This is a genomic window from Nonomuraea basaltis, from assembly GCF_005893125.1.
GTDB classification, from domain to species: domain Bacteria; phylum Actinomycetota; class Actinomycetes; order Streptosporangiales; family Streptosporangiaceae; genus Nonomuraea; species Nonomuraea basaltis.
The window spans coordinates 1-26,827 of the sequence record NZ_VCJS01000019.1 but is presented as its reverse complement, the minus strand read 5'-3'; the positions used below and the strand labels follow the sequence as shown (position 1 = coordinate 26,827).

20 protein-coding genes and 1 pseudogene are annotated in these 26,827 nt (G+C 70.2%); 13 read left to right on the top strand and 8 right to left on the bottom strand.

Annotated features, from left to right (window positions below):
- The first annotated feature begins 32 nt into the window (after positions 1–32).
- The 11 genes from mltG (EJK15_RS11670) to EJK15_RS11620 all read left to right on the top strand — a co-directional run bounded on the left by mltG (EJK15_RS11670) (position 33) and on the right by EJK15_RS11620 (position 11,665).
- On the top strand, positions 33–1,259 hold the full coding sequence (gene mltG, locus EJK15_RS11670; protein ID WP_240776905.1) for an endolytic transglycosylase MltG: 1,227 nt from the start codon (positions 33–35) through the stop codon (positions 1,257–1,259).
- Positions 1,260–1,470: 211 nt separating this feature from the next.
- Positions 1,471–2,631 carry an endolytic transglycosylase MltG gene (mltG, locus tag EJK15_RS11665; protein ID WP_138710400.1) on the top strand — a complete coding sequence of 387 codons (1,161 nt, stop codon included), beginning with the start codon at positions 1,471–1,473 and terminating at the stop codon, positions 2,629–2,631.
- Between the two features lie 281 nt (positions 2,632–2,912).
- Complete coding sequence (locus EJK15_RS11660; protein WP_138710399.1) at positions 2,913–3,770, top strand: shikimate dehydrogenase; 858 nt, start codon at positions 2,913–2,915, stop codon at positions 3,768–3,770.
- 418 nt (positions 3,771–4,188) lie between these two features.
- On the top strand, positions 4,189–4,797 hold the full coding sequence (infC, locus tag EJK15_RS11655) for a translation initiation factor IF-3 (protein WP_138710462.1): 609 nt from the start codon (positions 4,189–4,191) through the stop codon (positions 4,795–4,797).
- Positions 4,798–4,920: 123 nt separating this feature from the next.
- Entirely contained in the window at positions 4,921–5,115 is a 195-nt protein-coding gene (gene rpmI / locus EJK15_RS11650; protein ID WP_103958467.1) for a 50S ribosomal protein L35, read from the top strand.
- A 24-nt stretch (positions 5,116–5,139) separates the two neighbouring features.
- Entirely contained in the window at positions 5,140–5,523 is a 384-nt protein-coding gene (gene rplT / locus EJK15_RS11645; protein ID WP_138710398.1) for a 50S ribosomal protein L20, read from the top strand.
- A gap of 76 nt (positions 5,524–5,599) precedes the next feature.
- Complete coding sequence (locus EJK15_RS11640; protein ID WP_138710397.1) at positions 5,600–6,403, top strand: TrmH family RNA methyltransferase; 804 nt, start codon at positions 5,600–5,602, stop codon at positions 6,401–6,403.
- 50 nt (positions 6,404–6,453) lie between these two features.
- On the top strand, positions 6,454–7,554 hold the full coding sequence (locus EJK15_RS11635; protein WP_138710396.1) for a sensor histidine kinase: 1,101 nt from the start codon (positions 6,454–6,456) through the stop codon (positions 7,552–7,554).
- Positions 7,555–7,703: 149 nt separating this feature from the next.
- Entirely contained in the window at positions 7,704–8,744 is a 1,041-nt protein-coding gene (gene pheS, locus EJK15_RS11630) for a phenylalanine--tRNA ligase subunit alpha (protein WP_240776915.1), read from the top strand.
- A complete protein-coding gene (locus EJK15_RS11625; RefSeq protein WP_138710394.1) occupies positions 8,744–11,308 on the top strand; it encodes a phenylalanine--tRNA ligase subunit beta in 2,565 nt (854 codons plus the stop codon). Before pheS ends, EJK15_RS11625 begins: the two co-directional genes overlap by 1 nt.
- A gap of 123 nt (positions 11,309–11,431) precedes the next feature.
- The gene (locus tag EJK15_RS11620; RefSeq protein ID WP_138710393.1) at positions 11,432–11,665 is read left to right on the top strand and encodes a hypothetical protein; all 234 of its coding nucleotides are present in this window, start codon (positions 11,432–11,434) and stop codon (positions 11,663–11,665) included.
- A 7-nt stretch (positions 11,666–11,672) separates the two neighbouring features.
- On the opposite strand, the gene EJK15_RS11615 is transcribed toward EJK15_RS11620, so the two are convergent.
- A complete protein-coding gene (locus tag EJK15_RS11615) occupies positions 11,673–12,296 on the bottom strand; it encodes a Uma2 family endonuclease (protein WP_240776903.1) in 624 nt (207 codons plus the stop codon).
- A 116-nt stretch (positions 12,297–12,412) separates the two neighbouring features.
- Between EJK15_RS11615 and EJK15_RS11610 the strand changes: the two genes are divergently transcribed.
- Positions 12,413–13,159 carry a metallophosphoesterase family protein gene (locus EJK15_RS11610; RefSeq protein ID WP_138710392.1) on the top strand — a complete coding sequence of 249 codons (747 nt, stop codon included), beginning with the start codon at positions 12,413–12,415 and terminating at the stop codon, positions 13,157–13,159.
- Here EJK15_RS11610 and EJK15_RS11605 read toward each other — a convergent pair.
- The 4 genes from EJK15_RS11605 to EJK15_RS11590 form a co-directional block, all read right to left on the bottom strand.
- Positions 13,156–14,442 (bottom strand): MFS transporter, encoded by a 1,287-nt coding sequence (locus tag EJK15_RS11605; RefSeq protein WP_206060798.1) that lies wholly within the window; start codon positions 14,440–14,442, stop codon positions 13,156–13,158. The genes EJK15_RS11610 and EJK15_RS11605 overlap by 4 nt on opposite strands.
- Positions 14,443–14,538: 96 nt before the next feature.
- Positions 14,539–14,895 carry a nuclear transport factor 2 family protein gene (locus tag EJK15_RS11600; protein WP_240776902.1) on the bottom strand — a complete coding sequence of 119 codons (357 nt, stop codon included), beginning with the start codon at positions 14,893–14,895 and terminating at the stop codon, positions 14,539–14,541.
- Between the two features lie 17 nt (positions 14,896–14,912).
- Positions 14,913–15,320, bottom strand: coding sequence for a hypothetical protein (locus EJK15_RS11595; protein ID WP_138710389.1), 408 nt, complete (start codon positions 15,318–15,320; stop codon positions 14,913–14,915).
- 225 nt (positions 15,321–15,545) lie between these two features.
- Positions 15,546–17,210, bottom strand: a complete 1,665-nt coding sequence (locus tag EJK15_RS11590) for a class I adenylate-forming enzyme family protein (RefSeq protein ID WP_138710388.1) — start codon at positions 17,208–17,210, stop codon at positions 15,546–15,548.
- A 360-nt stretch (positions 17,211–17,570) separates the two neighbouring features.
- On the opposite strand from EJK15_RS11590, the gene EJK15_RS11585 reads away from it, so the two are divergent.
- Entirely contained in the window at positions 17,571–19,229 is a 1,659-nt protein-coding gene (locus tag EJK15_RS11585) for an endo-1,4-beta-xylanase (RefSeq protein ID WP_171074244.1), read from the top strand.
- Positions 19,230–19,426: 197 nt separating this feature from the next.
- Here the strand turns inward: EJK15_RS11585 and EJK15_RS11580 are convergent, their stop codons facing one another.
- The 3 genes and pseudogenes from EJK15_RS11580 to EJK15_RS11570 form a co-directional block, all read right to left on the bottom strand.
- Positions 19,427–24,634 carry a DNRLRE domain-containing protein gene (locus EJK15_RS11580; RefSeq protein WP_138710387.1) on the bottom strand — a complete coding sequence of 1,736 codons (5,208 nt, stop codon included), beginning with the start codon at positions 24,632–24,634 and terminating at the stop codon, positions 19,427–19,429.
- Between the two features lie 73 nt (positions 24,635–24,707).
- Entirely contained in the window at positions 24,708–25,664 is a 957-nt protein-coding gene (locus EJK15_RS11575; RefSeq protein WP_138710386.1) for a hypothetical protein, read from the bottom strand.
- Positions 25,665–25,882: 218 nt separating this feature from the next.
- Positions 25,883–26,827 (bottom strand): annotated as a pseudogene (locus EJK15_RS11570) (hypothetical protein); the annotation flags it as partial.

Here is a 26,827-nt window from a genome sequence, read left to right as displayed (position 1 = left end):
GCGGCGGGGCCGATGGCCGGCGGGGTGGTCGCATGAGCGGCACGCCCAACGACCCGTCCAACGACGCGCCGAACGGCACTCCCGAGGACGAGGACGCCGGCGATGTGATTCCGTTCCAGGCCGGGGACTCCGTGCCCGAAGAGGCCGGGGCGGAGAGCGGTGCCCGGCCCGCGCCGGAGGACGACGCCGAGGCGGACGTCATCCCGCTACCCGCACCCACACCTCGCCGGCGGGCCGTGCGCAAGGCCGGACTGATCTCCGCCGGCCTGATCGCGGGCCTGGTGGCGCTGGGGGTGGGGGCGTTCGCGGTGCTCAAGCCGTACCTCAGCCCCGACGATTTCGAGGGCACCGGCACCGGCGCGGTGACCGTGCGGATCGTGCCCGGCTCCAGCGCGGAGGCCATCGGCTCGGCGCTGGCCGATGCCGGGGTGGTGGCGAGCGCGCAGTCGTTCGTGCGCGCGACGGAGGACCGCGCGGTGGCCGACCGGCTGCGGCCCGGACACTACCGTCTGCGCAAGGGCATGGCGGCGGGCGCCGCGCTCGACCTGCTGCTCAGCCCGGCATCCAGGGTCGTGCGGCGGGTCACCGTGCCGGAGGGCCTGCGGACGAGCGAGGTGCTGAGCCGCGTCGCCCGGCAGACCGGGCTGCCGCTCAAGGAGCTGCAGAGCGTCGACAAGGCCTTGGTCGGCCTGCCCAAGTACGCGCCCGGGCTGGAAGGGTTCCTGTTCCCCGCCACGTACGAGATCGAGCCCGGGGACACGGCCGTGGACGTGCTGGCGGCGATGGTCGAGCGCTTCGGCATGGCGGCCAGGAAGGTGGGGCTGGAGAAGCAGGCTGCCCGTGTGCACCTCAAGCCGCTGGAGGCCGTCACGGTGGCCAGCCTGATCCAGGCCGAGGGCGGGACCGACGAGGACTACCCCAAGATCTCCAGAGTGATCTACAACCGCCTCGAGCGCGGCACCAAGCTCGAGATCGACAGCACCGTCCTGTACGCCCAGAACCGGCGGACGCTGAGGGTCACGGAGAGCGACACCAAGGTCGACTCTCCTTACAACACCTATCGCCACAAAGGACTGCCGCCGGGACCCATCGCCAATCCTGGGGAAAAGGCGCTGATGGCGGCCCTGCACCCGGCGAAGGGTGATTGGCACTGGTTTGTAACGACGGATCCGGCGCATAGAATCACCAAATTCACCAACAAAGAGAGCGAGTTCGTGAGATACCGGGAAGAGTTGAACAAGAACCTCGGGACGAGCTGATGTTCGACGGGACCGCCTCTGTCCCCGCGCGAAAGCCCCAAAACGGGGCATCCGCCCTCTTTCCATCCCTTAGCATGGCTACTCAGAGTGATTCCCGCTGGGCATGGGAGCATGCCCGGCGGACCCCCCAGTTCCGCTCGGTAACCCCTGCCGGTTGGGCGCATCCGCTTGACTCCTGGCCGGCCGTACCGGGAGATTGGCCAGCGAACCTATGAACGATCTCGATCTGAACACGCTGCTCGGCGCCGAGGACGACGAAGGTCAGCCCAGGCGCCGCACCCGGGGCTCCGGCAAACGCGGCAACAGCCGCAGGCGGCGCAGGCGCCGCAACCGGGGCGGATTCATAGCACCGTTGCTCGCCTTCGTCGTGCTCGCGGGCATCATCGGCGGCGGCGGCTACTACGGCTACCTCTGGCTCAGTGACGCCCTCGTGCCCGATGACTACACCGGTCAGGGCACCGGCGAGGTCGTCATCGAGATCAAGGACGGCCAGAGCGCCGCGGAGGTGGCAGAAGAGCTGGAGCGGCAGGGGGTCGTGGCCAGCGCCAGGGCGTTCACCAACGCGATCGGCAACGCGGGCAAGAGCGACCAGCTGCAGCCGGGCTCGTACAAGCTGCGCAAGCAACTGCCGGCGACCACGGCCGTGTCGATGCTCCTCACGCCGGACAACCGGCTGCTCGCCAAGGTGCGGCTCAAGGAGGGCCTGCGCCTGTCCGACACCTTGACCACGCTCGCCAAGGAGACCGGCAAGCCGGTCAAGGAGTTCACCGCCGCGGCCAAGGACGCCGGCGATCTCGACCTGCCGCCGTACGCGAAGGGCAGGCTCGAAGGGTACGCCTTCCCCGCCACGTACGAGTTCCAGCCGAAGACCACGCCGACGCAGATGCTGGCGGCGATGGTGGACCGGTTCAAGCAGACGGCGGACAAGGTCGACCTCGAAGGCGGCGCCAAGGCCCTCGGGCACACGCCGCACGAGATCATCATCATCGCCAGCATCGTGCAGGCCGAGGCCGGACGAGCCGAGGACATGCCGAAGATCGCCCGCGTCATCTACAACCGGTTGGGGCGCGAGCCGCAGATGAAGCTGGAGATGGACAGCACGGTGATGTACGCGCTCGGCAAGTACGGCACCGCCGCCACCATCCCAGAGACCAAGATCAAGAGCCGATACAACACGTACGCGCACCCTGGCCTGCCGCCCGGGCCGATCGCCAACCCCGGCGACCATGCCATCGAGGCGGCGCTGAACCCGGAGAAGGGCGACTGGCTCTATTTCGTCGCCACCGACCCCAAGAGCAACATCACCAAGTTCGCCACCACGGAGGCCGAGCGCCAGGCCCTCCTCGCGGAGTACGAAAGCAACGGCGGCTGACCGGTGTGCCGCCGCACGGCGTACCGCGGTGCGGCGGCTGACCGGCCGTCCGCGCCGGCCCGCCGCCTGACGCCGCCCACGCGCCGACGTCAACGGGCGGCTCTCGGAGGCGCCGCGGCGCGTTGGTGCGGCGGCTGGTGAGCGGGTTGCCCGCGTGCCGACGTGGTCGCTGGGCCGGAGAGCCGCCGCCGTGACGGCGCTGTCCAAGGGGGACGCACCAGCCGTTCGGGAGGTCGGGGCGCTGGCGATAGGGTCGTCGTGTTCGTTGGGAAGGAGTGCGGATGCGGGCTGCGGTGATGGGGTCGCCCATCGGTCATTCGCTCTCGCCCTACCTGCACAGGGCCGCCTATCAGGCGATGGACCTCGACGGGTGGAGCTACGAGGCGTTCGAGTGCGACGAGGCGCGGCTGCCGGGGCTGCTGCGGGAGCTGGTGCCCGTGCGCGGGCAGGTGCCGGACGACGATGACCCCTGGGCGGGGCTGTCGCTCACCATGCCGCTCAAGCGGGCCGTGCTGCCGCTGCTCGACACCGTGTCCGAGGCGGCCGTCGAGGTCGGCGGCGCCAACACGGTGGTGTTCCGCGACGGGCTGCGCCACGGCGACAACACCGACGTCTACGGCATGGAGCAGGCGCTGGCCGAGGCCGGGGTGCCGGCGCCGCGATCGGCCACCGTGCTCGGCGGAGGAGCCACGGCGGCCTCCGCGCTGGCGGCGTTGCGCAACCTCGGGCTGTTCTCGGCCACCCTGCTGGTACGCGACCCCACCCGGGCCGGAGAGACGGTCGAGGTGGCCGAGCGGCTGGGCGTGGCGCTGGCGGTGGAGACGTTCGACAAGCTCGACCCGCTGACGCGGGTGGACCTGGTGATCTCCACGCTGCCCGGCGGCGCGGCCGACGCCTTCGCCGACCGGCTGGCCCGGGTGCCCGCGCTCTTCGACGTGGTCTACTCGCCGTGGCCGACCAGCGCGGCGGCGGCCGTAGAGGCGGCGGGCGGCACCGTCGTCGGCGGGTTCGCGATGCTGCTGCATCAGGCGGTGCGGCAGGTGGAGCTGATGACGGGCCGGACGGATGTGCCCGTCGAGGCGATGCGGGCGGCCGGCGAGGCGGAGATCCTCAGGCGGTCGGCCACCCGGACGGGCTGATCCGCTGCCGACCCGGGCACGCGCGCGACGGGTTGCCTCCGGGGATCCTCAGAGTGACCCCCTCCGATCTACGAGGATCTTCTGGCGGTCGGCCACCCGGACGGGCCGAGCGTGGCCCGCCGGGAGAGATCCTTGGCCAGGCAGGATGAAAGGATCCTTGGACGGCGGGATGATTCTGGAGGGCCGGATGGTTGTGGTAATGTAGCTCTCTGATCGGTCCGGCATGCCTTGCTGGACGCGCAAGCGGAGGTCTCCCTCCCACCCGGGTCGCCGAAAGGTGGCCGGGTCCAGGATCACGCCGGACTACTCCGGGGAGCTCGAGGCCACGAAAGCCACAGAGCTCAGTGGCCCCGCATGCGCGACGTGCGGGGTTTTTCGCGTTCAGCGCGGGAGGCCTCGGCACGACGAGCACGTAGGGATCGCAAACCTAGGAGGCCCCATCAGCACTGAGCCCCGCATCAACGAGCGTATCCGAGTTCCCGAGGTTCGCCTCGTGGGCCCGAACGGCGAGCAGGTCGGCATCGTCTCCATTCACGACGCGCTGAAGCTCGCCCAGGAGGCCGACCTCGACCTCGTCGAGGTCGCGGCCACGGCTCGACCGCCCGTGTGCAAGCTCATGGACTACGGCAAGTTCAAGTACGAGTCCGCGATGAAGGCGCGCGAGGCGCGCAAGAATCAGGCGCACACGATCATCAAGGAGATCAAGCTCCGGCCGAAGATCGACCCGCACGACTACGAGACCAAGAAGGGTCACGTGGTGCGGTTCCTCAAGGCGGGGGACAAGGTCAAAGTCACGATCATGTTCCGCGGACGCGAGCAGTCCCGGCCGGAGCTCGGCTTCCGCCTGCTGCAGCGCCTCGCGGACGACGTCCAGGAGCTCGGCTTCGTGGAGTCCCACGCCAAGCAGGACGGCCGTAACATGATCATGGTGATCGGTCCGCACAAGAAGAAGGCTGAGGCCAAGGCCGAAAAGGCCGCAGCCAAGGCACAGCGTGGCGGCGAGGAGACTTCCCTACAGGAAGGATGACCCGCGGTTGGGGTTAGCCTTACAACGCGCCCCAGCAGCCACAGGCAGACGAAAGACGCCGCGACCGGGTCGGCCAGCACCGGCCCGGCCACCGGCACGACCGAAACGAGGAGAGACGGCGACATGCCGAAGATGAAGACGCACAGCGGTGCGAAAAAGCGGTTCCGGATCACCGGCACTGGCAAGATCAAGCGTCGCCGGGCCAATCGCGCGCACTACAACGAGTGGAAGTCGTCCACGCTGACGCGCCGTCTCAAGAACGAGGTCGTCCTTTCCGACGCCGACTCCAAGAAGATCAAGAAACTGCTCGCCAAGTAGCGCGAACCCCCGGGGAGAAGAATCATGGCACGCGTGAAGCGGGCGCTCAACGCCAAGAAGAAGCGCAAGGTCGTCCTCGAGAGGGCGAGCGGTTACCGTGGCCAGCGGTCGCGGCTTTACCGCAAGGCCAAGGAGCAGATGCTCCACTCGATGACGTACGCCTACCGGGACCGCAAGGACCGTAAGGGTGCGTTCCGCCGTCTGTGGATCCAGCGGATCAACGCCGCCGCCCGTCAGAACGGCATGACCTACAACCGCCTGATCCAGGGTCTGCGACTGGCCAACATCGAGGTCGACCGCAAGATCCTCGCTGACATCGCGGTGAACGACAGCCAGACCTTTGCCACGCTCGTCGAGGCCGCCAAGAAGGCGCTCCCGGCGAACGTGAACGCTCCGGCCGCGAGCTGAAGCAATTGCCTTTGATCGAGGGGCCCACCGATGGCGGTGGGCCCTTTGTTGTGTTCCTGATATTCAAGGGGAGAGCATGGCGGGGTCCGAGCTGACCAACGTGAGGTCGCCGCGGGTGAAGGCGGCCAGGCGGCTCACCAAGCGCGCCTTCAGGGAGCAGGACCGCAAGTTCCTGGCCGAGGGCCCGCAGGCGGTACGCGAGGCGCTCAGGCTCGACGGCGTCACCCTGGAGCTGTTCAGCACGGCGGAGGCCGAGCTGCGCCACCCCGAGTTGATCACCGAGGCCACGCTCAAGGGCGTGCCCGTGCACCGCGCCAGCGGCGAGGTCATGGCCGAGCTGTCCCAGACCGTGACCCCGCAGGGGCTGCTGGCGGTCTGCCGGCTCGTGCACGTGCCCCTCGACGAGGCCCTGACCGGCGAGCCCCGCCTGGTCGCGCTGCTCGCGCACGTGCGCGACCCGGGCAACGCCGGCACCGTCATGCGCGCCGCCGACGCCGCCGGCGCCGACGCGGTGGTCTTCACCGACGCCTCCGTGGATCCGTACAACGGCAAGTGCGTACGCGCCAGCGCCGGCAGCCTGTTTCATCTGCCCGTCGTCATCGGTGCACCGGTGGGCGCCGCCGTGCGTCAACTGAAGGAGCGCGGCTTGCGCGTGCTGGCGGCCGACGGCGCGGGCAAGCACACGCTCGACGACGTCGACCTGTCGGGTCCCACCGCGTGGATCTTCGGAAACGAGGCCTGGGGACTGCCGGAGGAGATACTCGCCGAGGCGGACGATGTGGTCAGAGTGCCCATCTACGGACAGGCTGAAAGTCTCAACCTGGCCACTGCGGCGGCGGTATGCCTTTACTCCTCCGCTAGGGCGCAGCGAGTGTCCTAGGCGGCTGGAAACCCGCTATTGTCGGCGTTGTAGGCGGAGGAGGCGGGGTCGTGCACGGCGCAGAAACCGACGGGCAAATTGTGGCCGCCGCGTGCACGATAGCCATCGACGACCTTCCCGACGGCCTGATCGTGACCGACCGATATGGCTGCGTGCTGTCCGTCAACCGGGCGGCGGCCCGGCTCACCGGCGTCGCCATGGAGCGCGCCGTCGGCAGGCACATGAACGACGTGTTCCCCTTCCGCGACCACGACGGGCGCGACTGGTGGAAGGCGCTCGACCCCGAGGGCGGGCTGCGTACCCGGAGCCGGGCGCCGGAGCGGCCGCTGCACCTGCCGGGCGGGCAGGAGCTCTACGTCGCCGCGCGGCTCGTACGCGAGCCCGAGCGCGGTGGCGAGGTCGAGCGCGTGACGATCACCCTGCGCGACGGCGGCGCCCGCGCCAGGCTGGAGCGCAGCCGCGCCGACCTGGTCTCCACCGTGGCCCACGAGCTGCGCTCGCCGCTGACCAGCGTCAAGGGGTTCACCGCGACGCTGCTGGCCAAATGGACGCGCTTCACCGACGAGCAGAAACGCGTGATGCTCGAGACGGTCAACAACGACGCCGACCGCGTCACCAGGCTCATCACCGAGCTGCTCGACGTCTCGCGCATCGAGTCGGGGCGGCTGGAGGTGCGCCGCCAGGTCGTCGACCTGCCGGCCAGGGCGCGCAGGCTCATCGCGGGCCGGGTCGCGGCGGGCGAGACGGAGGAGCGCTTCCGCCTGATCGCCGACGACGACCTGCCGGAGACGTGGCTCGACCAGGACAAAGTCGACCAGATTCTGGGTAACCTGGTGGAAAACGCGCTGCGCCACGGGCGCGGCACTGTGACAATTGAGATCGAGTCCGTCGGATGGGGAGTTGCCGTGTCGGTGCGCGACGAGGGCGAGGGCATCGAGCCCGAGCTGGCTCCGCGCGTCTTCAGGCAGTTCTGGCGGGGCGGCAACAGCCGCAGGCGCGGCGGCACCGGGCTCGGCCTGTTCATCGTCAAGGGCCTGGTCGAGGCGCACGGCGGGACAATCACCGTGGAGCGGGCGCCCGAGGGCGGGGCGGAGTTCCGATTTACCGTGCCCACCGGCACACCCGACTTCGCCGTCTCCGCTGCTGTGTAGTCCGCCGCACGGAGCCGGGCGCGCGATTCGGGCCCGGTGGGCGGGTCCCACTAGACTCTTTTCCGCTCAAGCCCTGGATACGGAGCTCACTCTTGTCTGACTACGACCCCGTCGAGGTGACACCGTTGCATGCCGACGAGCTGTCCCGCATGGAGGCCGACGCCATCGCGGCGATCAAGGCGGCCGACAGCCTCGACGCACTCAAGCAGGCCAGGCTGGCGCACGCGGGCGACCGCTCGCCCATCGCCCTGGCCAACCGCGAGATCGGCGCCCTGCCGCCCGCCGCCCGCGCCGAGGCGGGCAAGCGCGTCGGCGGCGCCCGCAGAGCGATCAACGAGGCGCTGGCCGCACGCCAGGCGGAGCTGGAGGCCGAGCGCGACGCGCGGGTGCTCGTCGAGGAGACCGTCGACGTCACCCTGCCCTGGGACCGGCGGCCGCGCGGCGCCCGCCACCCGCTGACCACGCTGCAGGAGCGCATCGCCGACGCCTTCGTCGCCATGGGCTACGAGGTGGCCGAGGGGCCCGAGCTCGAAGGCGAGTGGTTCAACTTCGACGCGCTCAACATCGCCAAGGACCACCCGGCCCGCTCCGAGCACGACACGTTCTTCGTCGGGTCCACCGAGTCGGGCATGGTGCTGCGCACGCAGACCTCGCCCGTGCAGATCCGCGCGCTGCTCCAGCGCGAGCTGCCGGTCTACGTGATCTCGCCGGGCAAGACGTTCCGCACCGACGAGCTCGACGCCACCCACACCCCGGTCTTCCACCAGACCGAGGGGCTGGCCGTGGACGAGGGCCTGACGATGGCCCACCTCAAGGGCACGCTCGACCGGTTCGCCGAGGTCATGTTCGGCAAGGGCATCACGACGCGGTTCCGGCCCAACTACTTCCCGTTCACCGAGCCGTCCGCCGAGATGGACCTCAAGTGCTTCGTCTGCCGCGGCGCCTCGGCGATCCCCGGCAACCCGCCCTGCCGCACCTGCAAGTCGGAGGGCTGGATCGAGTGGGGCGGCTGCGGCATGGTCAACCCGCGCGTGCTGGTCGCGTGCGGCGTGGACCCGTCGCGCTACTCCGGGTTCGCGTTCGGCATGGGCATCGAGCGGACGCTGATGTTCCGCCACAACGCCGAGGACATGCGTGACATGGTCGAAGGAGACGTGCGCTTCACGCTCCCGTTCGGAATGGAGATCTGATGAAGGTCCCGCTCTCCTGGCTGCGGGAGTATGTCGATCTCCCGGCGGTCACCGCCCACGAGGTGGCCGACAAGCTCACCGCGGCCGGGCTCAAGCTCGAGTCGATCATCTCGCACGGCCACGACGTCAAGAACGTCGTCGTCGGCGAGGTGCTCGAGATCGAGGAGCTGACCGGTTTCAAGAAGCCGATCAGGCACTGCAAGGTCGAGACGGGCGAGGCCGCGCCGCGCGAGATCGTCTGCGGCGCCACGAACTTCGCGGCCGGCGACCGCGTGCCCGTCGTGCTGCCCGGTGGTGTGCTGCCGGGCGGGTTCGAGGTCGGCGCGCGCAAGACGTACGGGCGGATGTCCGAGGGCATGATCTGCTCCGAGCGCGAGCTCGGGCTGAGCGACGAGCAGGCCGGCATCATGGTGCTGCCCGCGGACACGCCCATCGGCGCCGACGTGGTCGAGCTGCTCGGCCTGCGCGACGACGTGATCGAGCTGGAGATCACGCCCGACATCGGTTACGCCCTGTCGATCAGGGGCGTGGCGCGCGAGGCGGCGACCGCCTTCGGGGTGGCTTTCCGCGACCCCGCCGACGCGAGCTCCGCCGAGCTGCCCGCGGAGACCGGGCCGTCGTGGCCGGCCTCGATCGCCGACCCGACCGCCTGCGACCGGTTCGTGCTGCGCGAGGTCACCGGCTTCGACCCCGCCGCCCAGAGCCCGCTCTGGATGCGGGTACGCCTCACGCGGGCCGGCATGCGGCCGGTGTCGATGGCCGTCGACATCACCAACTACCTGATGCTGGAGCTCGGGCAGCCGCTGCACGCGTTCGACCGCGACAAGCTGACCGGCGAGATCGTCGTACGCCGGGCCGTGGCGGGCGAGCGCCTGGAGACGCTCGACCACGTCGTACGCGAGCTCGACCCCGACGACATCCTCATCACCGACCAGTCGGGCCCGATCTCGATGGCCGGCACCATGGGCGGGCTGGAGACCGAGATCTCCGACGGCTCGACCGACATCGTCATCGAAGCCGCACACTTCTCCGCCACCGGCATCTCGCGCGAGTCGCGCAGGCACGGGCTGGTGTCGGAGGCGTCCAAGCGGTTCGAGCGCGGCGTCGACCGGGAGCTGCCGCTCGTCGCATCGTGGCGGGCCGTGCGGTTGCTGGCCGAGCTGGGCGGGGCGAGCATCCAGCCCGGGGTCACGCACGCCGAGGTCGAGGTGTCGCCCGCGCGCATCGCGATCCCGTCGGGCTACCCGGCGACGGTGGCCGGTGTCACATACTCGAAGGACACCGTGGTCACCCGGCTGGAGCAGATCGGGTGCGTCGTGGTCGACGGCACCGACCCGGCCGTCCGCGAGGGCGGCGTCGACCCGACCGGGGTCGTGACCGGCGGCGCCATGGCGGCCAGGCTGGCCGTCACCGGCGACGACATGATCACGGTGACGCCGCCGTCGTGGCGGCCCGACCTCACCGACCCCAACGACCTGGCCGAAGAGGTCATCCGGCTACAGGGCTACGAGAGCCTGCCCTCGCTGCTGCCCGCCGCCCCGGCGGGCGCCGGGCTCACCGAGAGGCAGCGGCTGTACAGGCGGGTCGGCCGGGCACTGGCCGAGGGCGGCTTCGTCGAGGTGCTCAGCTACCCGTTCATCAGCCCCGACGACTTCGACCGGCTGCTGCTGCCGGCCGAGGACGCGCGGCGCCGGGCGATGCGCCTGGCCAACCCGCTGTCGGAGGACGAGCCGCTGATGCGCACCACGCTGCTGCCGGGGCTGCTCAAGACCCTGGTCCGCAACGTCGGGCGCGGGTTCGCGGACGTCGCCCTGTTCGAGACGGGATCGGTCTACCGGCCTCGCGAGAACGCCCCCGACGTCGCGCCGGTGCTCGGCGTCGAGCGCAGGCCGACCCTCGACGAGCTGGCCTCGATCGAGGCTTCGCTGCCCGACCAGCCGCTGCGGGTCGCGGTCGTGCTGGCCGGCGAGTTCGAGCGGTCCGGCTGGTGGGGCGGCGGCCGGCAGGCTTCATGGGCCGACGCGGTGCAGGCCGCGCGGCTGGTGGCGGCCGAGTCGCGGCTGGAGCTGTCCATCAGCGCCGACCAGCACGAGCCCTGGCACCCCGGGCGGTGCGCCGCCCTCTACGTCGGCGACACGCTCGTGGGGCATGCGGGCGAGCTGCATCCGCGGGTGATCGAGGCGTACGGGCTGCCGCCGCGCACGGCTGCCATGGAGCTGGAGCTGACGCGGCTCGAGGCGGTCATGCCGGGGCCCGTCGAGACGCCTCCGGTGTCCGCCTATCCGGTGGCCACGCAGGACGTCGCCCTGATCGTGCCCGACTTCACGCCGGTGGCGGACGTGGAGACGGCGCTGCGCGACGGGGCAGGGGAACTGCTGGAGTCGATCCGGCTGTTCGACGTCTATGCCGGGGAGCAGGTGGGCGAGGGAAACAAGTCGCTCGCCTACTCGATGCGGTTCCGTGCGGCCGACCGTACGTTGACGGTGGAGGAGACTACGGCGGCGCGGGATGCGGCGGTGGCGATGGCGGCCGATCGCGTGGGAGCTCAGCTGCGGAGCGGCTGAGCCGGTTGCGAAGGGCTGGCACGGCGCACGCCGTACCAGCCCTTTCGCGTTAGCGGCCGTAACGGGATGTGCGTAGGGTGTTCGATTCAGCGTGTGCGTGGTCGGCTGGCAGAATGCGACTGCATGAGGCAGTTGCTGGTGTTCGGCGAGCGTGCAGACGCCGAGGAGGTCGCTGAGACGCTGGGCGAGTGGTTTCCGCAGCTCGGAGTGCCGGGGGTGGTGCGGGAGACGCTCGCCGGGGAGGACGACGCTGAGGACGCGCAGTGGCTGGTCGTCGTTGAAGGGCTCGACCGCGATGCGCTGGCCAAGGTGGATGAGTTGGTGGAGCAGTATGAGGGGTGGTGGGAGGCGGGCTGAGCCGCCCTTATCGTGTTCTGCTCTTGTTGAGCGTGGTGAGGTCGATGTCGATGTCGAAGGGTACCGATACCTTCAACCTGTCGTGATGGACACCGGTGACGACGTAGGACTTCGTGACGAGATCGAGCTCGTAGACGTGAACAACCGGCTTGCCGTTGATCTTCTCGATCAGCCAGAAGTGGGGAATCCCCGCCTCTGCGTAGAGGACAGGCTTGCGCTTTCTGTCGCGTACCTCGGAGTCCGGTGAGACCACTTCGACGGCGAGGACCACGTCCTCGCCCTTGAAACAGCTGACATCATCGCCGATCACCGCGTCGGGTCCCACGACGACGAGGTCAGGCTCTGGACGCTGCTGCGGAGCCAGCTTGACGCTCATCTCCTGTACGACTTCGTGATCTGCAGGCGCCAGGTCTTCCAGCTTGTTACACAGCCGGCGGATGACCGCCTGATGGAAGTATCTCTGGGGGCTCACGAAGACCAAGCTTCCATCAATCAACTCTGTGTGCGCAGGCAAATCCGGAATGTGATCGAGATCTTCTGCGACGAAGCCTTCCGGTGGTGGGAAGACCCAGTCGGGGAGTGAGGGTGGAGGCGTCATCTCAACGGTCTCCGCTTCGGCAGTCGCAGTCATGGTTCAACGCTACCAATCTAATCCGTTCACGCCGAGTGAATGCGCATACACGCGGAGGTGTTCGTTGGTCGCGAACGGCTCTCCCAGTGGGGCCTGGATCGGGAGAGAGTGGCGGCATGCGTGTTGCCGTGTTGTCCGATGTTCATGGAGTGCTGCCCGCGCTCGAAGCCGTGCTGGCCGAGCCTGACGTGGCCGCCGCCGACCTCATCGTGCTCACCGGGGACATGGCGGCGGGGCCGATGCCGGTTGAGACTTTGGATGTGCTCGTGGCGCTCGCAGGGCGGGCGCTGTGGGTCAATGGCAACGCCGACAGGGAGCTGGTGGAGGTGGCGCGAGGGAACAAGAGCCCTCGTGCGGTCACCCAGTGGGCGGGGGAGCGGTTGCGGGGCGATCAGGTCGAGTTGCTGGCCGGGTTGCCGGCGCGGCAGGTCGTTGAGCTCGGGCGGCTGGGGGCGACGTTGTTCGTGCACGGCACGCCGCGCAGTGACGAGGAGGTGATCCTGGTCGACAGCTCGCTGGAGCGGTGGAGCGAGGTGCTGGCGGGGGAGACGGCCGAGACCGTGGTGCTGGGGAACACGCACATGCCGTTCGTGCGGCTGGCCGATCGGGTGCTCATCGTCAACCCGGGGTCGGTCGGGATGCCGTACGGGAGGGGCGGGGCGGCGCACTGGGCGTTGCTGGATGGGGAGAGCGGGGCGGTCAGCCTACGGTGGACGCCGCTCGACGCCGCCCGGGTGGGGGAGCGGCTGGTCGCCGAGAGCGGGTTCGAGGGGATCAAGGAGTGGGTGGAGGAGTACGTGACGAGCGTCTACTCCGACGCCGAGGCGTTGCGGGTGTTCGCGAAGATGGAAGGCCGGGCTTAGGTGGCCATCTCCCTGCGGGCCTTCTCCGCCAGGGCGTGCTCGTCCGTCCGCGCGTCGTAGCGGCGGAACTTCGGAAGGGCCGCGCCCAGCGCGAGCACCGCGGCGACGCAGAGCAAGCCGCCCGCGCCCAGCGAGAAGCGAGTGCCGCCGAAGTTGGCCATCAGGCTGGCCCTGGCGTTGCCCAGCATGGGACCGCTGGCGTACGACAGGAGCTCGATGCCCGCCAGCCGCCCCCGCAGCTCCCGCGGGATCGTCTGGTTCCACATCGTCATGCGGAAGATGCCGCTGACCATGTCGGCCGCGCCTGCCAGTGCGATGCAGACGAGGACCACCCAGACGTTCGGGGCCAGCGCGGTCAGCGACACCGCCACGCCCCACAGCGCCGCCGCGACGATCACCCCCAGGCCCTGCCGCTGCACCCGGACCGCCCAGGAGCCGGTGAGTGAGGCGATCAGGGCGCCCACCGCGCCGGCCGAATACAGCAGCCCGAGCAGGTGCGGTGCGCGCAGCTCGTCGGCCAGGAACGGGAACAGGGCCGTCGCCATCGCGAACACCATGGCGGCGATGTCCACCAGGTACGTCCCCATCAGGTCACTCCGCCCCACCGCGTACCGCACGCCCTCGACCAGCGACTTCAGCGACGCGGGGGCGGCGTCCTCGGTGGGCGGCAGGGATCTGATCCGCCACAGCAGCGCCAGCGACAGCACGAACGTCACCGCGTCCACCCCGTAGGCCACCGCCGCCCCGAACGTGGTCACCAGCAGCCCGCCCAGGGCCGGAGCCACGATGGCGCCGAAGTTCCAGCGCAGGCTCGACAGCACCGCCGCCGCGCCCTGCTGCTCGTGCTTGACGACCTGCTGGAACACCGCCTCCATGCTGGGGCGCTGCAGGCAGGCGATGCCGGTGGAGACGGCGCCCATCACGTACAGGACCCAGATCTGGGGATTCGGCAGCAGGGCGTTGACCATGAGCGCGGCCGAGGTGATCAGGAGGCCCAGCTCACTCAGTACGATGATCTTGCGACGGTCGAGGGCGTCGGCGATGGCGCCGCCCCACAGGCCGCACACCACCATGGGCACGAACTCCGCCAGGCTCACCAGCCCGACCGCCAGATAGGAGCCCGTCAGCTCCTTCATCTGATACGGCACCGCCACCAGGGAGATGAACGTGCCGAACATCGTGATGACCCCGGACGCGAACAGCAGGCGATAGTCGCGCGAATCACGTAGCGGGCTCAGGTCGATGGAAACGTGACGAAGGAGGCGCTTTAGTCGATCGGGCACGAAGTTAGATTGTCGGGCGGAGGCCGTGGCCGGGGCAAATCGTTTTCGCCGGCACATGCCGATGGCCCCGGGAAACCCGGGGCCGGATGCGGCGGGTCAGGCAGGGACCTTGTCCAGGAAGCCCAGGACCTTGCGGATCCTGCCGTCCTCGGCCAGCTCCACCACGTCGAAGCCGACCGCGACCGGCTCCCCGCCCGCGGGGCCGAGGTGCCAGGTGAACCTGGCGAGGTGGTGGTGGGCGTCGTACACCTCGCCCGGGGTGAACACGAGGCCGGGGAACATGCCCTGCGCCCCTTCGATCACCGCGGCGATCCCCGCGTGCCCGGCGACGTCGGCCAGGGGGTCGGTGTAGGTGGCGTCCTCGGTCCACAGCTCGGCCACGGCCTTGGCGCGGGCGTCGGCGTCGGTCTCGTTCCAGGCGGCGACGTAGCGTTCGATGAGAGTGGTGTCCATGGTCATCCCCTTTGATGTCACTGGTTGCGGGCCTTGCGCAGGCCCATGATCTGCAGCTCGGCGAACCCGGCGACGGCCAGGGCCTGGGCGATGGCCCAGATCGCGCCGACCATGGTGAGGTCCAGGGCCCCGGTGACGACGGCCGCGACGCTGCCCAGGGTCCAGATGATGTTCAGGGCGATCACGGCCTTGGTGGCCGCCGGGCTGATCGCGCGGCGTCCGGCCAGCAGGCCGACCGCGGCGCCGTACACGAGCAGGAAGACGCCGATCCCGCGCAGCAGGGCGGCGTCCGCGCCGAGGAGGTCGCCGACGGGACCGGCGAAGGCCAGGTAGACCAGCCCGTTGCCGCCGGTGACGACGGCATCGGCGGCCAGCGCGAGACGCAGGAACTTGGCCTTGTCGGCAGTGACGGTAACGGCGGTCATATCGGGCTCCTTCGATGTCTTGTTGCGACATGTGAAAGATGTCAGCAACGGCGTAGGGGCCGCGATTACGCGCGAGGTAAGCAAGGGCGGAGACCCCCGGATCGACCAGGGGTAACGCGCTCAGAATGTGACGGCGGTCACCGTCGTCCGGTCGGCTTGCGACACGTGACGGCCTTGTCGCCCCCGGCGGGGAAGACCATGATCAGGAGGCGCCGGGGAGCCTGATCAAGTCTTTCCGAGGATCTCCCGGCGCAGGTGCGTCTTGAGGATCTTGCCGCCGGGGTTGCGGGGCAGCTCGCCCTCGCGGAACCAGACGTGGACCGGGATCTTGAACTTGGCGATCCGGTCCGCCAGGAACGACTGGAGCTCCTCCACCGTGACCGACGTGCCAGGGGCGACGCGGATGACCGCCCCGACCTCCTCGCCCAGCTCGTCGTCCGGCACCCCGATCACGGCCGCGTCGTCGACCGCCGGGTGCTCGAACAGCGCCGCCTCGACCTCGGCGCAGTAGACGTTCTCACCGCCCCTGATCACCATGTCCTTGGCCCGGTCCACGATGTAGACGAAGCCCTCGTCGTCGATCTTGGCCAGGTCGCCGGTGTGCACCCACCCGTCGATGAAGGTCTCCGCCGTCGCCTCCGGCTTGTTCCAGTAGCCGAGGATGACGTTCGGGCCGCGTACGCACAGCTCGCCGACCTCGCCGGGCGGCAGTTCGGCGCCCATGGGGTCCACCACGCGCACGTCCACCACGGGCGAGGGCAGGCCGATGCTCTCCGGCCTGGCGTGGTAGTCGGCGCCGCCGTTGCCGATGGCCAGGGCGGTCGTCTCCGTCATGCCGTAGCCGTTGGAGGGGGCGCGGTTGGGGAGGTTCTCGGTGATGCGCTCCAGCAGCTTGGGCGGGGCGGGGGCGCCGCCGTACCCGAGGGTGGTCAGGGACGACAGGTCGTACTTGCCGAAGTCGGGGTGGGACATGAGCTGCCAGGCGTTGGTCGGCACGCCGATCATGGTGGAGACCTGCTCGCGCTCGATCAGGCGCAGCGCCTGCTCGGGGTCCCATTTGTACATGAGCACCATGCCGCCGCCGCCGAACATCGTCGTGGTCATGGCCGAGAAGCAGCCCGTGACGTGGAACAGCGGCACGGTCAGCAGCGTGACCCGGCGCGTCCCGGCCGCCGCCGCGAGGTCCTTGCCCGCCAGCGCGACCGCGCGCATGAGCCCGTACGCCACGGTCATGGGGGACTGGCCGAGGTTGCGGTGGCTGCCGAGCGCGCCCTTGGGGCTGCCGGTCGTCCCGGAGGTGTAGAAGATCGTGGCCGGGTCCTCGGGGGACAGCTCCACGGCGGGGAGCTGCACGTCGGCCGTGACCTCGCCCATGATCTCGTCGAACGCGCGCGCCCCCGCCGGCGCCTCGCCCCTGGTGACGATCATCGGCACGCCCGCCGAGGCCAGCCGCGCGGCCCGCTCGCCGTCGGCGATCAGCACCTTCGCGCCGGAGTCGCTCACGCCGTAGGCCAGCTCGGCCTCCGTCCACCAGGCGTTGAGCGGTACGGCGACGGCCCCGGCCGCCAGCACCGCCGAGAACGAGATCACCCATTCCGGGTAGTTGCGCATGGCCACAGCCACCCGGTCGCCCTTGCGCACGCCGTAGTCGTCGACCAGCCGGTTGGCGAGCGTGGCGGCGCGGCGGAAGTGGTCCTCGAACGTGACGTGCTCGTCCTCGTACACGAGGAAGACCTTCTCGCCGTGGAACCTGCTCATCTCCAGCAGGGCCCGGAAATGGGTGGGTGCGTGCTTCCACGTGCGTACCCCGGTGTCGCCGATCTCCTCGATCTCGAAGAGCTGGCCGGGGCCGGTGAGCTGGGCCTGGACCTGGTCGTGCGAAAGGGACATTGCGCAGAACTCCCGCGGTGGACGATTATTCTGGATAAATCACAGTACCGACCGGTAGGTACGTCGCGCTAGGGCGGAGAAACAGGTGCTCCCCGGGGGCGGCTCCACTCCGGCGGGATGAGCCCGGTCCGGCATCGGCGCCGCCCTTCTCGCGGTGACTGCCACCAATGTCTCCGAGGCGGGGATTTCGATCAAGCTCCGTGAAAGTTTCATTTGAGTGCCGATAGTTTCTGGCTCCCAGCTGCTGCTTTAAGGGCTGCTCGAGATCTGCATTGACCCTTCACTTGCATGTCAATAGCGTCTGCGATGCGATCCAGAGGGATCGAAACTTTCGGATCGAGTGCCTGCCTCCGGAGGTAGATGCCTGTGCTGTCGTCCTCGCTCGTCAGAGTCCTCACCTTGGTGGGGACGCTCTTAGCCTTCCTCCTGCCCGCCACCTCGGCCGACGCGTCGTCGCCCCTGCGTACGCACGCGTCCGCCCGGGGCAAGTTCATCGGTGCGGCGCTCGCCACCAGCCCGCTGTCCAATGAGACCTCCTACCGCAACATCGCGGCCACCGAGTTCAGCCAGGTCACCGCCGAGAACGCGATGAAGTGGGACGCCACCGAGCCCAGCCAGGGCCAGTTCAACTTCTCCGGCGCCGACGCCATCGTCAACTTCGCCACCCAGAACAACCAGCAGGTCCACGGCCACACGCTGGTGTGGCACAACCAGACGCCTGGCTGGGTGCAGGGCCTCAGCGCCACCGCGATGCGCTCGGCCATGCAGAACCACATCAGCCAGGTCGTCGGCCGCTACGCCAGCAACGCGACCGTGGTCTCGTGGGACGTGGTGAACGAGGTCTTCGACGACAACGGCAACCTGCGTACCTCGTTCTGGTACAACACGCTCGGCCAGAGCTACATCGCCGACGCCTTCCGCGCCGCCCGCGCCGCCGACTCCAACGCGCGGCTGTGCATCAACGACTACAACGTCGAGGGGATCAACGCCAAGAGCACCGCGATGTACAACCTGGTCTCGTCGCTGCGGCAGCAGGGCGTGCCCGTCGACTGCGTGGGCTTCCAGGGGCACCTCGCCATCCAGTACGGCTTCCCCAACGACCTCCAGCAGAACCTGCAGCGCTTCGCCGACCTCGGCGTCCAGGTCCGGATCACCGAGCTCGATGTGCGCATGCAGATGCCCAGGGACGCGAGCAAGGACGCCACGCAGGCCACCTACTACCGCAACGTCGTCAACGCCTGCCTGAACGTGACCGCCTGCGCCGGGGTCACCATCTGGGGCTTCACCGACAAGTACTCCTGGGTGCCGGACACCTTCCAGGGCCAGGGCGCCGCGTTGATCTACGACGAGAACTACCAGCCGAAGTCGTCGTACAACGCCGTGCACGACGCGCTCGCCGGTGGCACGACCACCGACACCACGCCGCCGACCACGCCCGGCACGCCCGTGGCGGGCAACGTCACCTCCAACTCCGCCGGCCTGACCTGGACCGCCTCCACCGACTCGGGCGGCAGCGGGCTGGCCGGATACAACGTCTACCGCGAGCAGGGCGCCACGGACCCGCTCGGCCAGAGCACCACGAACTCGATCACGCTGACCGGCCTGAGCCCCGAGACCCAGTACCAGGTGTACGTGCGGGCACGGGACGGGGCCGGGAACCTGTCGGCCAACTCGCCGCTCGTCACCTTCACCACGACAGCGGGCCAAGGCGGCGGCGGGTGCACGGCCGCCGGCACCGTGCAGACGCAGTGGAACAACGGGTACGTCGTCCAGCCGGTGACCGTCACCAACACCGGCACGTCCAGCATGAGCGGCTGGACGGTCACCTTCACCCTGCCCGCCGGGCACACGCTGACCGGCTCGTGGAACGCCTCCGTGTCGGTGAGCGGGCAGACCGTCACCGCCAGGAACGCGGGCCACAACGGCACCCTGGCCCCGAACACCGGCACCACCTTCGGGTTCCAGGCCAGCCGTCCGAACGGGAACACTCAGACGCCCTCCGGGTACACGTGCGCCTGAGTGTTCCGCCAATCCCCTGGGCGTCCTCCTGCCGCCCAGGGGATTCTCCCTGCGGAACGGATGAAGGCGATCCTGCGCGAGCTCGGCGAGGACGAATGGGACGGGCTGATCGTCCCGCACTCCTCCAGACCATGACGTACCAGACGGGGATCTGACCGGTGACCCCGCCTGGGAGACCCAGGCGGGATCGCGCCGGCTCAGTACGGCCGCTGGAGGAAGCGGCCGAGCGACGGGTCGTACAGGCGGCCCGACACCAGGACCGTCCCGTCCAGCGTGGTCGGGTGCAACGCGCCGCCGAGCCGGCCGTACCGGCGCGGCTGGGAGGGCACGCCGAACTCGTCGTACCCGACCACGGTGGCCAGGCCGCTGTCGAGCTCCAGCTCGGTGCCCACGTCCCCCTCGACGGTGAGCAGCTGGACGCGCACCGATCCGGTCGCGTCCGTGAGCGCGGCCAGGTTGCCGCCGACGCCGGCCACGTGACGGACGACCGCGCCGTTCTGGGCGGCCCAGGAGGGCCGGTCGCCGTCGGAGCCGTAGTGGTGGACGGTGACCGCCCCTGCCTCGGTGGTCTCCGACCGGATCCGGCCCGCCGGGTCGCGCTTCCAGGTCAGGCTCCGATCGCCGGAGGTCTGCTTGGCCGGTAGGCCGTCGGCGAAGTAGCCGACGGTGCGCCCGCCCGGCAGCGAGGTGGTGCGGCCCGCCGGGTCGTAGCCGTAGCCCTCGCCGGTCAGCCTGCCGTCGGAGGTGTAGGCGTACGTCGTGACGCTCGCGGCGGAGTCGTCGGCCACCGGGCAGTCCTCGTCCGACGCCTGCACGGCCAGCCGGACCCGGTTGCCCGCGCCGTCGTGGCCGTAGCGGCGCAGCGTGCACAGCGGGAACGCCATCTCCAGCGCCGAGGCGAGCAGGCCCGCCTTGTCGTAGCCGAGCTGCCGCTCGGTCATGGCGTCGGTGCGCATGCGCAGCAGCTCCTGCCCGTGGGCGTTCCGGCCGACCTGGTCGATCATCACCGGGGCCTCCAGCCCGTCCCGGGTGTAGATCTGGGCGTAGTTCTGCCCGCGCTCGTCGTACGGGGACTGCACGTGCAGCCCGCCCGGCAGATCGCCCTCGATCTGGCGGCCATCGGCGTCGTAGCGGGCGGTGAAGGTGCCCGCGACCGAGTCGGTGACCGAGGTGGGCAGGCCGCGCGGCTCGGCCGCGTGGTCGTAGGCGTAAACCCTGGTGGACGGGGCCGAGTCCGCGACCTTGACCGGGCGGTCGAGGTCGTCGTAGTCGGTGCGGGTCTGGCCGCCGTCCGCGTCGGTGTGGGAGATGACCCGGCCCAGCCGGTCGTAGGCCGTCACGACCTTCTCCGTGCCGCGCCACCGCTCGGTGGGCCGGCCGGTGGCCGGGCTGTAGCCGATGCCGATCTCGGCCTCCCCGCCGGACTGGGTCGCGATGGGCCGGCCGGCCTGGTCGCGCTTGATCGTGGTGACCGTGCCTGCCTCGGTCACGGTGTGCGGCAGGCCGGAGGCGGTGTAGTAGGTGTACGTCCGCCCGCCGTCCTGGCACACCAGGCCTGCCCATTCGGGCCGCCCGCCGCACGGGGCGCTGCCGGTCGCCGAGTAGAGGACGGGTGCGGCGGTGTCGGCGGTGACCGTCCTGCCGCCGGGGTCGCGGACCGTCCTGAGCCGGCGGCCGGTGGCCCAGTCGTAGGTGGTGGCGGTGGTCCTGACGTCCACGTCCGGCTTGGACTCGCGCCCGACGATCACGGCGCCGGTCTTGACGGTGGTCGGCAGGTCGCGGGCCGTCGCGGAGGCCGGCCGTCCCTCGTCGTACGTGCTGACGGTGCGGGTCCTGGCGCCGATGGCGTACCCGATCCCCAGGCCGTCCACGTCGGACTCCAGGTTCACGATGTGGACCGGGCTCAGCTCCTCCAGTTTGCGGCGGCCGGAGGCGTCGTAGACCGAGCGGGTGGACAGCAGCTCGGCGCGCTCGTCGGGGCTGTAGCCGGTGATGGCCAGCTCGGCGAGCCGGAAGTCGGTCGTCGGCCGCTGCGACAGCTCCCTGTTCGCGGCGGTGAGCACCCGCACCGCGTGGCCGAACCGGTCGTAGTCGGTGGCGGACAGGTGCCCGCCGGGGGTCAGCACGTTGACCGCACGGCCCGATGCGTCCAGGTAGGTCACGGTGGGGCGGTTCGTGGAGCCCGGCGGGTGGACCGCCGTGGCCGTGACGGGCGCCGTGGCCTGGCCCCAGGCGGTCACGTGCGGGGCCGTGACGTCCGCCGGGCCGCCGCCCGCCTTGGTGAGCGGCACGTTGTAGACGATCGTGGTCTTCGCCTCGCCGGCGACCTGGTCGGCGGTGCCGGGCTTGAGCGTGGCGCGGGTGAGCGAGCGCAGGCGGCCGTCCGCCTCGTAGCCGAAGGTCCACGGCAGCTCGCCGGGCGGGGTGAGCGTGGTGACGCGGCCGGCGGAGTCGTACCCGTAGACCGTCTTCAGCGGCGGGCTGATCCGCGGGTCCCACGCCTCGGAGAGCCGGCCCGCGCCGTCGTAGCCGTACTGGGCGATCACCGCTCCCTTGAGTGAGACGGTGGCCAGGCGGCCGGCGGCGTCGTAGCCGAGCTCCAGCGTGTGTCCCGACCGGGTGATCGACTTGGGGAGGCCCTGCTCGTAGGCGTGCCCGGCGGGTATGTAGACGTCCCCCTGTTTGGTGAAGGCGGTGACCTCGCCGCGAGAGTCGGTGAGCGTGTACGTGCCGGTGAGGGTCAGGTCCTCGGCGCCGGCCTCCGGTTTCCAGCCGTCCTTGGTCTTGGTGAACTGCACCGGTGCGCCGTCGGCCCGGGTGAGCTCGACGGAGGTGGGCGAGGTCTCCTTGAGCACGGTCAGCGCGGGCGACCACGCGGTGCCGGGGTCGCGCGAGGAGGCCGTGCGAGTGAGCGTCAGGCCGAAGGAGCCGCCCGTGGCGGTCTGGAGGCGGTAGTCGCCGGTGAGCAGGTTCAGCACGCCCGGACCGACCTGGCTGGTGGCGGCCCGGATGGCGCGGCGGTCCACGACGACCTCGACCGGGTGGGACTCCACCGTGGTCCCGGACGAGCCCGAGACGAGCGCGCGCACCTGGACCGCGGCGTCGCCGAGGTGGGTCGCGGCGTCCCAGACCAGCCCGGACACCCCGTTGGGGGCCGCCACGGGCCAGGCGGTGAGCGGCTTGCCGTCGGCGCCGGTGACGTTCGCGACCGGCAGGTCCGCCCAGGTGCCGGTCTCGGAGCGCCGGTACTGGAACCTGGCCTGGGTGAAGGCCGTGCCCGTCACCGCGAGCGGCACCCTGCCGGTGCTGCGCAGCCCGTCCGCGGGAGCGACGAGCGAGGCCACGGCCGCACCGGAGCCCACGTTGAAGGTGTACGCGGTGACCGGTGAGGCGTTGCCTGCCTTGTCGATGGTGTGGACGCTGAGGGTGTGCGCGCCGGTCGTGGGCGGCGTCAGCTTGGCGGTGACGGCCGCGCCGGTGCTGAGCACCTTCGTGGTGGCGCTGTTGTCGAGCTTGTACGCGATCCAGCCGGTGTCGGTGTTCGCCGGGGTGAGCGTGAACGTGCCCGCCTTGCCGGCGTCGCCGTGCCAGCCGCCGTCGTTCGGGTAGTCCGCGGAGGCCACCTTGGGCGCGGGCGGCTTGGCGGTGTCGACGGAGAACGCCCTCGACTGGTACGCCTTCGAGGTCAGGGAGCCGTCGTTGGCCCACGACCGGATCGTGTACGTCTTGGCGTTCGCGAGCTTGCCGGCAGGCACATTCGCGCCGGAGAAGCCGTTGCTGGCCACGTAGCCGCCGTAGAGGTTGTCGATCAGCAGCGTGGAGCCCGCGTACACGTCGAACAGGCCGCGCACGTTCCCGCCGTCGGGGTCGCGCACGTGGTTGCGCAGCTGCGGGGTGAGCGTGTTGGTCCAGAGGGTGCCGTCGTACTCGGTGAACGGCGAGACCCAGGTGGAGACCGGGGCGCTCGGGTAGGAGTTGTACGTCACCGAGATGACCGGCACCTTCGACGAGGCGTTGCCCGAGTGGAACCGCTTCCAGGCGTACTCGTCCGACTCGCTGGCGGCCCGCAGGCCCATGCCGGACTCCTTCCAGCCCTGGGTGGCATAGTGCTGCACCAGCGTGGTGACGTTGGCGGTGACCCAGCCGTCGGCGCAGCCGCTGCCGTAGCCCTTCGTCTCGCTGGAGGAGGCGTACTTGGCGGCCGAGTGCGGGCCCGGCCAGCGCGACGCCGTCGTGGCGCGATCAGCCGACCAGACCTCCCACGAGCGGGCGCTGCAGGACCAGGAGTGGTAGTTCCAGAGCTTCAGCGTGGCCGAGAGGATCTTCTTGCCCGCGATGCCGGGGGTCTTCCACGTGATGAACGACCGGGCGACCTGGCCGCTGCCGTTGTTGCCGATCTTGAGCTCGGTGGCGCCCGACTGGTCGGTGCCGTAGCCCTCCTGCACGAACGTGTCGAAGACCTGGCCCAGGTTGAGCGACGGGTCCACGGTGACGGGATACGTCGTGGCCGGGTCGTTCAGGAAGGCCGGGTCCGGGGTGAGGACGAGGTCCCGGCCGGAGACCTTCATGTCCACGGGGGCGCGGCGCAGGTGCTCGCCGGAGACCGGGTGCTTGGTGGCGTCCCACATGACCGGCGCGGGGATGGTGACGGCGACCTTGCCCTTGGCGTCGACCAGCTCCACGCCGCCGTCGGCGGCCTGGCGCGGCGTAAGGCCCGGCGCCTTCAGCCCCAGCGCGTACGTCAGCGGCGCGGTCGGGCGGGACTTGAGCAGCAGGAACTGCTCGGCGCCCGTCCTGGTGGCGGTGACGACCAGGTCGGCGCCCGGCATGACGTCCGGGTACGTGGCCGTCTCGCCGGACAGGCGCGGTGCGGGCAGCGCGCCCTTCCACTGCATGGTCACCTTGGCGGCGCCCTCGCCGATCGTGATCAGGTCGGTCGGCGCGGACGACGTCTGCCGGGACACCCCGGAGCGTCCGCCGCCGAGCCTGAGCGCCCGGCCGTGGCCCCGGGTCACGATCTCGCCCGACGGAGCCTTGGTGAGCGAGATGTCCACCGGGGCCCATTCGCCGTCGCGGCGGAACCTGACAGGGCCCGCGAAGGAATCGACCGTGAGCGTTCCGTCCGGGTTGGCGTAGGTGGTGGTGGTCTCGGTACGGGCGTCCGCGACCTCGACGCGCCGGCCCGTCAGGCGGGCGGACAGCCGGGCGGAGGCCTCGTCGGGCGCGCTCGGCTCGGCCGCGAGGCTGGCGGGGGCGCTCGGGTCGTCTCCCGGCTTCGACGCGGCGGCGCTGGGGACGGCGGCCGGGGTCGGCGGTTCGGCGGCGGCGGGTGCCGGGGGCGCGGCCAGGGGGAGAAGCAGGAGGGCGAGGCCACCGGCGAGGGCCCGTGGCGTGATGGCAGGCATGGGTACTCCGGGAGGTGTGCGCGTAGGGCGACGCCCCCGCCGGATCGGCGGGGGCGTCAGGATGGTGCGGGGGCTACTTGCTCTGGCAGCTCTTCTTGCGGACCTCACCCCAGAAGATGGGTCCGGGCATCTGGATGCGGATCGCGAAGCACTGGTTCTTCCTGGCGGCTTCCCTGATCTTGTAGATGTACTGTGCGACGCCCGCGACGATGATCGCCCTGCAGGCCACCTTGATCTTGCCCTTGGCCTTGTCGCAGGCGGCCTTGACCGCCTCGGTCGCGGCGGCCGCCCCGACGTACAGCCAGGCGTTGTGGATCTTCTTGGTGAGCTTCTTCGAGAAGATCACCCGGCACATGGCCTTCCACCATTCGCACTGCAGCTTGAGTGCGGGGTCGGCGACCACGGGGTAGGCGGCGCCCGCGTGGCTGACCGTCTGGATGAGCGTCATGCCCTCCACCCGGTACGAGGTCGGCACTGCGTTGCCGCTGGCGTCCTTGGCCCACGGAAGGTCGATCTCGGCGAGGTAGAAGTCGTTGTTGTAGATCAGGACGGTGCCGTCGTCCTCCTCGACCTCCAGCATGCTCCCCTCGGGCGCGGAGATCGGGAAGCGGTACTCCGTCGGCGCCGAGGCGTCCTTGATGATGGTCAGCGCCCGGGCGATCTGGCCGGTGCGCTGGTGGGCGAAGGCGACGCTGGGCTGCTTGGCGGCGTAGGTGACCAGGCCGGGCAGCGGCTGGTTGCCGTTGCCCGCGGCCTCCGGCATGCCGATGCCGATGTCGGTCTCGCTCACGGTCGCGACCAGGGTGCGGTCGGGGTCCGTCGCGACGGCGAAGGGCTTCTGGACGTCGCCGTCGGGGATCTCGGTGGGCGGGGCGGTCTTGGCCTCTTCGACGATCTCGGGGACCACCTGGGTGAGGGCTGCCAGGGCGGGGTCCTCCTGCGCGAAGGCCGGGGTGCCGGCCACGTTCGCGCTGCTGAGTGCCAGGGCGGTCGCTAAGGCGACGACGAATGCCCGAGCGGAGATGCGCATGGATGTCCTTCCACGTGCGGTGGGGGGCATTGCACAAACGCCGCAAACGTAAAGATCACCGGCGACCATCCGGGTGATCTTGCATGGATGATCCGTAAACGTTTGCCGTCTTCCAGGGTTCATTCGCACGATGACGTACGGTAACCACCGCGACCCCGCCGATTCTCCTGCGGCGACGCCCCCGCAGGGTCGGCGGGGGCGTCAGGATGGTGCGGGGGCTACTTGCTCTGGCAGCTCTTCTTGCGGACCTCGTACCAGACGATGCCCGGAGCCTGGAACCTGACCGCGAAGCACTGGTTCTTGTTGGCGGCTTCCCGGACCTTGTAGATGGCCGAGGCGCCGCCCGCCGTGTAGGCGATCTTGCAGATCAGTTTGGCCTTGCCCTTGAGCTTGTCGCAGGCGCCCTTCATCGCCTCGATGGCGCCGGCGACGCCGGCGACGAACCAGGCGCCGTAGATCTTCTTGGTGAGCTTCTTCGAGAAGATGAGCCGGCACATGGCCTTCCACCACTCGCACTGCAGCTTGAGTGCGGGGTCGGCGACCACGGGGTAGGCGGCGCCCGCGTGGCTGACCGTCTGGATGAGCGTCATGCCCTCCACCCGGTACGAGGTCGGGACCGCGTTGCCGTTGGCGTCCTTGGCCCACGGAAGGTCGATCTCACCGATGTAGAAGTCGTCCTGGTAGATCAGGACGGTGCCGTCGTCGTCCTCGACCTCCAGCATGCTGCCCTCGGGGGCGGAGATCGGGAAGCGGTACTCGGTGGGCGCCGAGGCGTCCTTGATGATGGTCAGCGCCCGGGCGATCTGGCCGGTGCGCTGGTGGGCGAAGGCGACGCTGGGCTGCTTGGCGGCGTAGGTGACCAGGCCGGGCAGCGGCTGGTTGCCGTTGCCCGCGGCCTCCGGCATGCCGATGCCGATGTCGGTCTCGCTCACGGTCGCGACCAGGGTGCGGTCGGGGTCCGTCGCGACGGCGAAGGGCTTCTGGACGTCGCCGTCGGGGATCTCGGTGGGCGGGGCGGTCTTGGCCTCTTCGACGATCTCGGGGACCACCTGGGTGAGGGCTGCCAGGGCGGGGTCCTCCTGCGCGAAGGCCGGGGTGCCGGCCACGTTCGCGCTGCTGAGTGCCAGGGCGGTCGCTAAGGCGACGACGAATGCCCGAGCGGA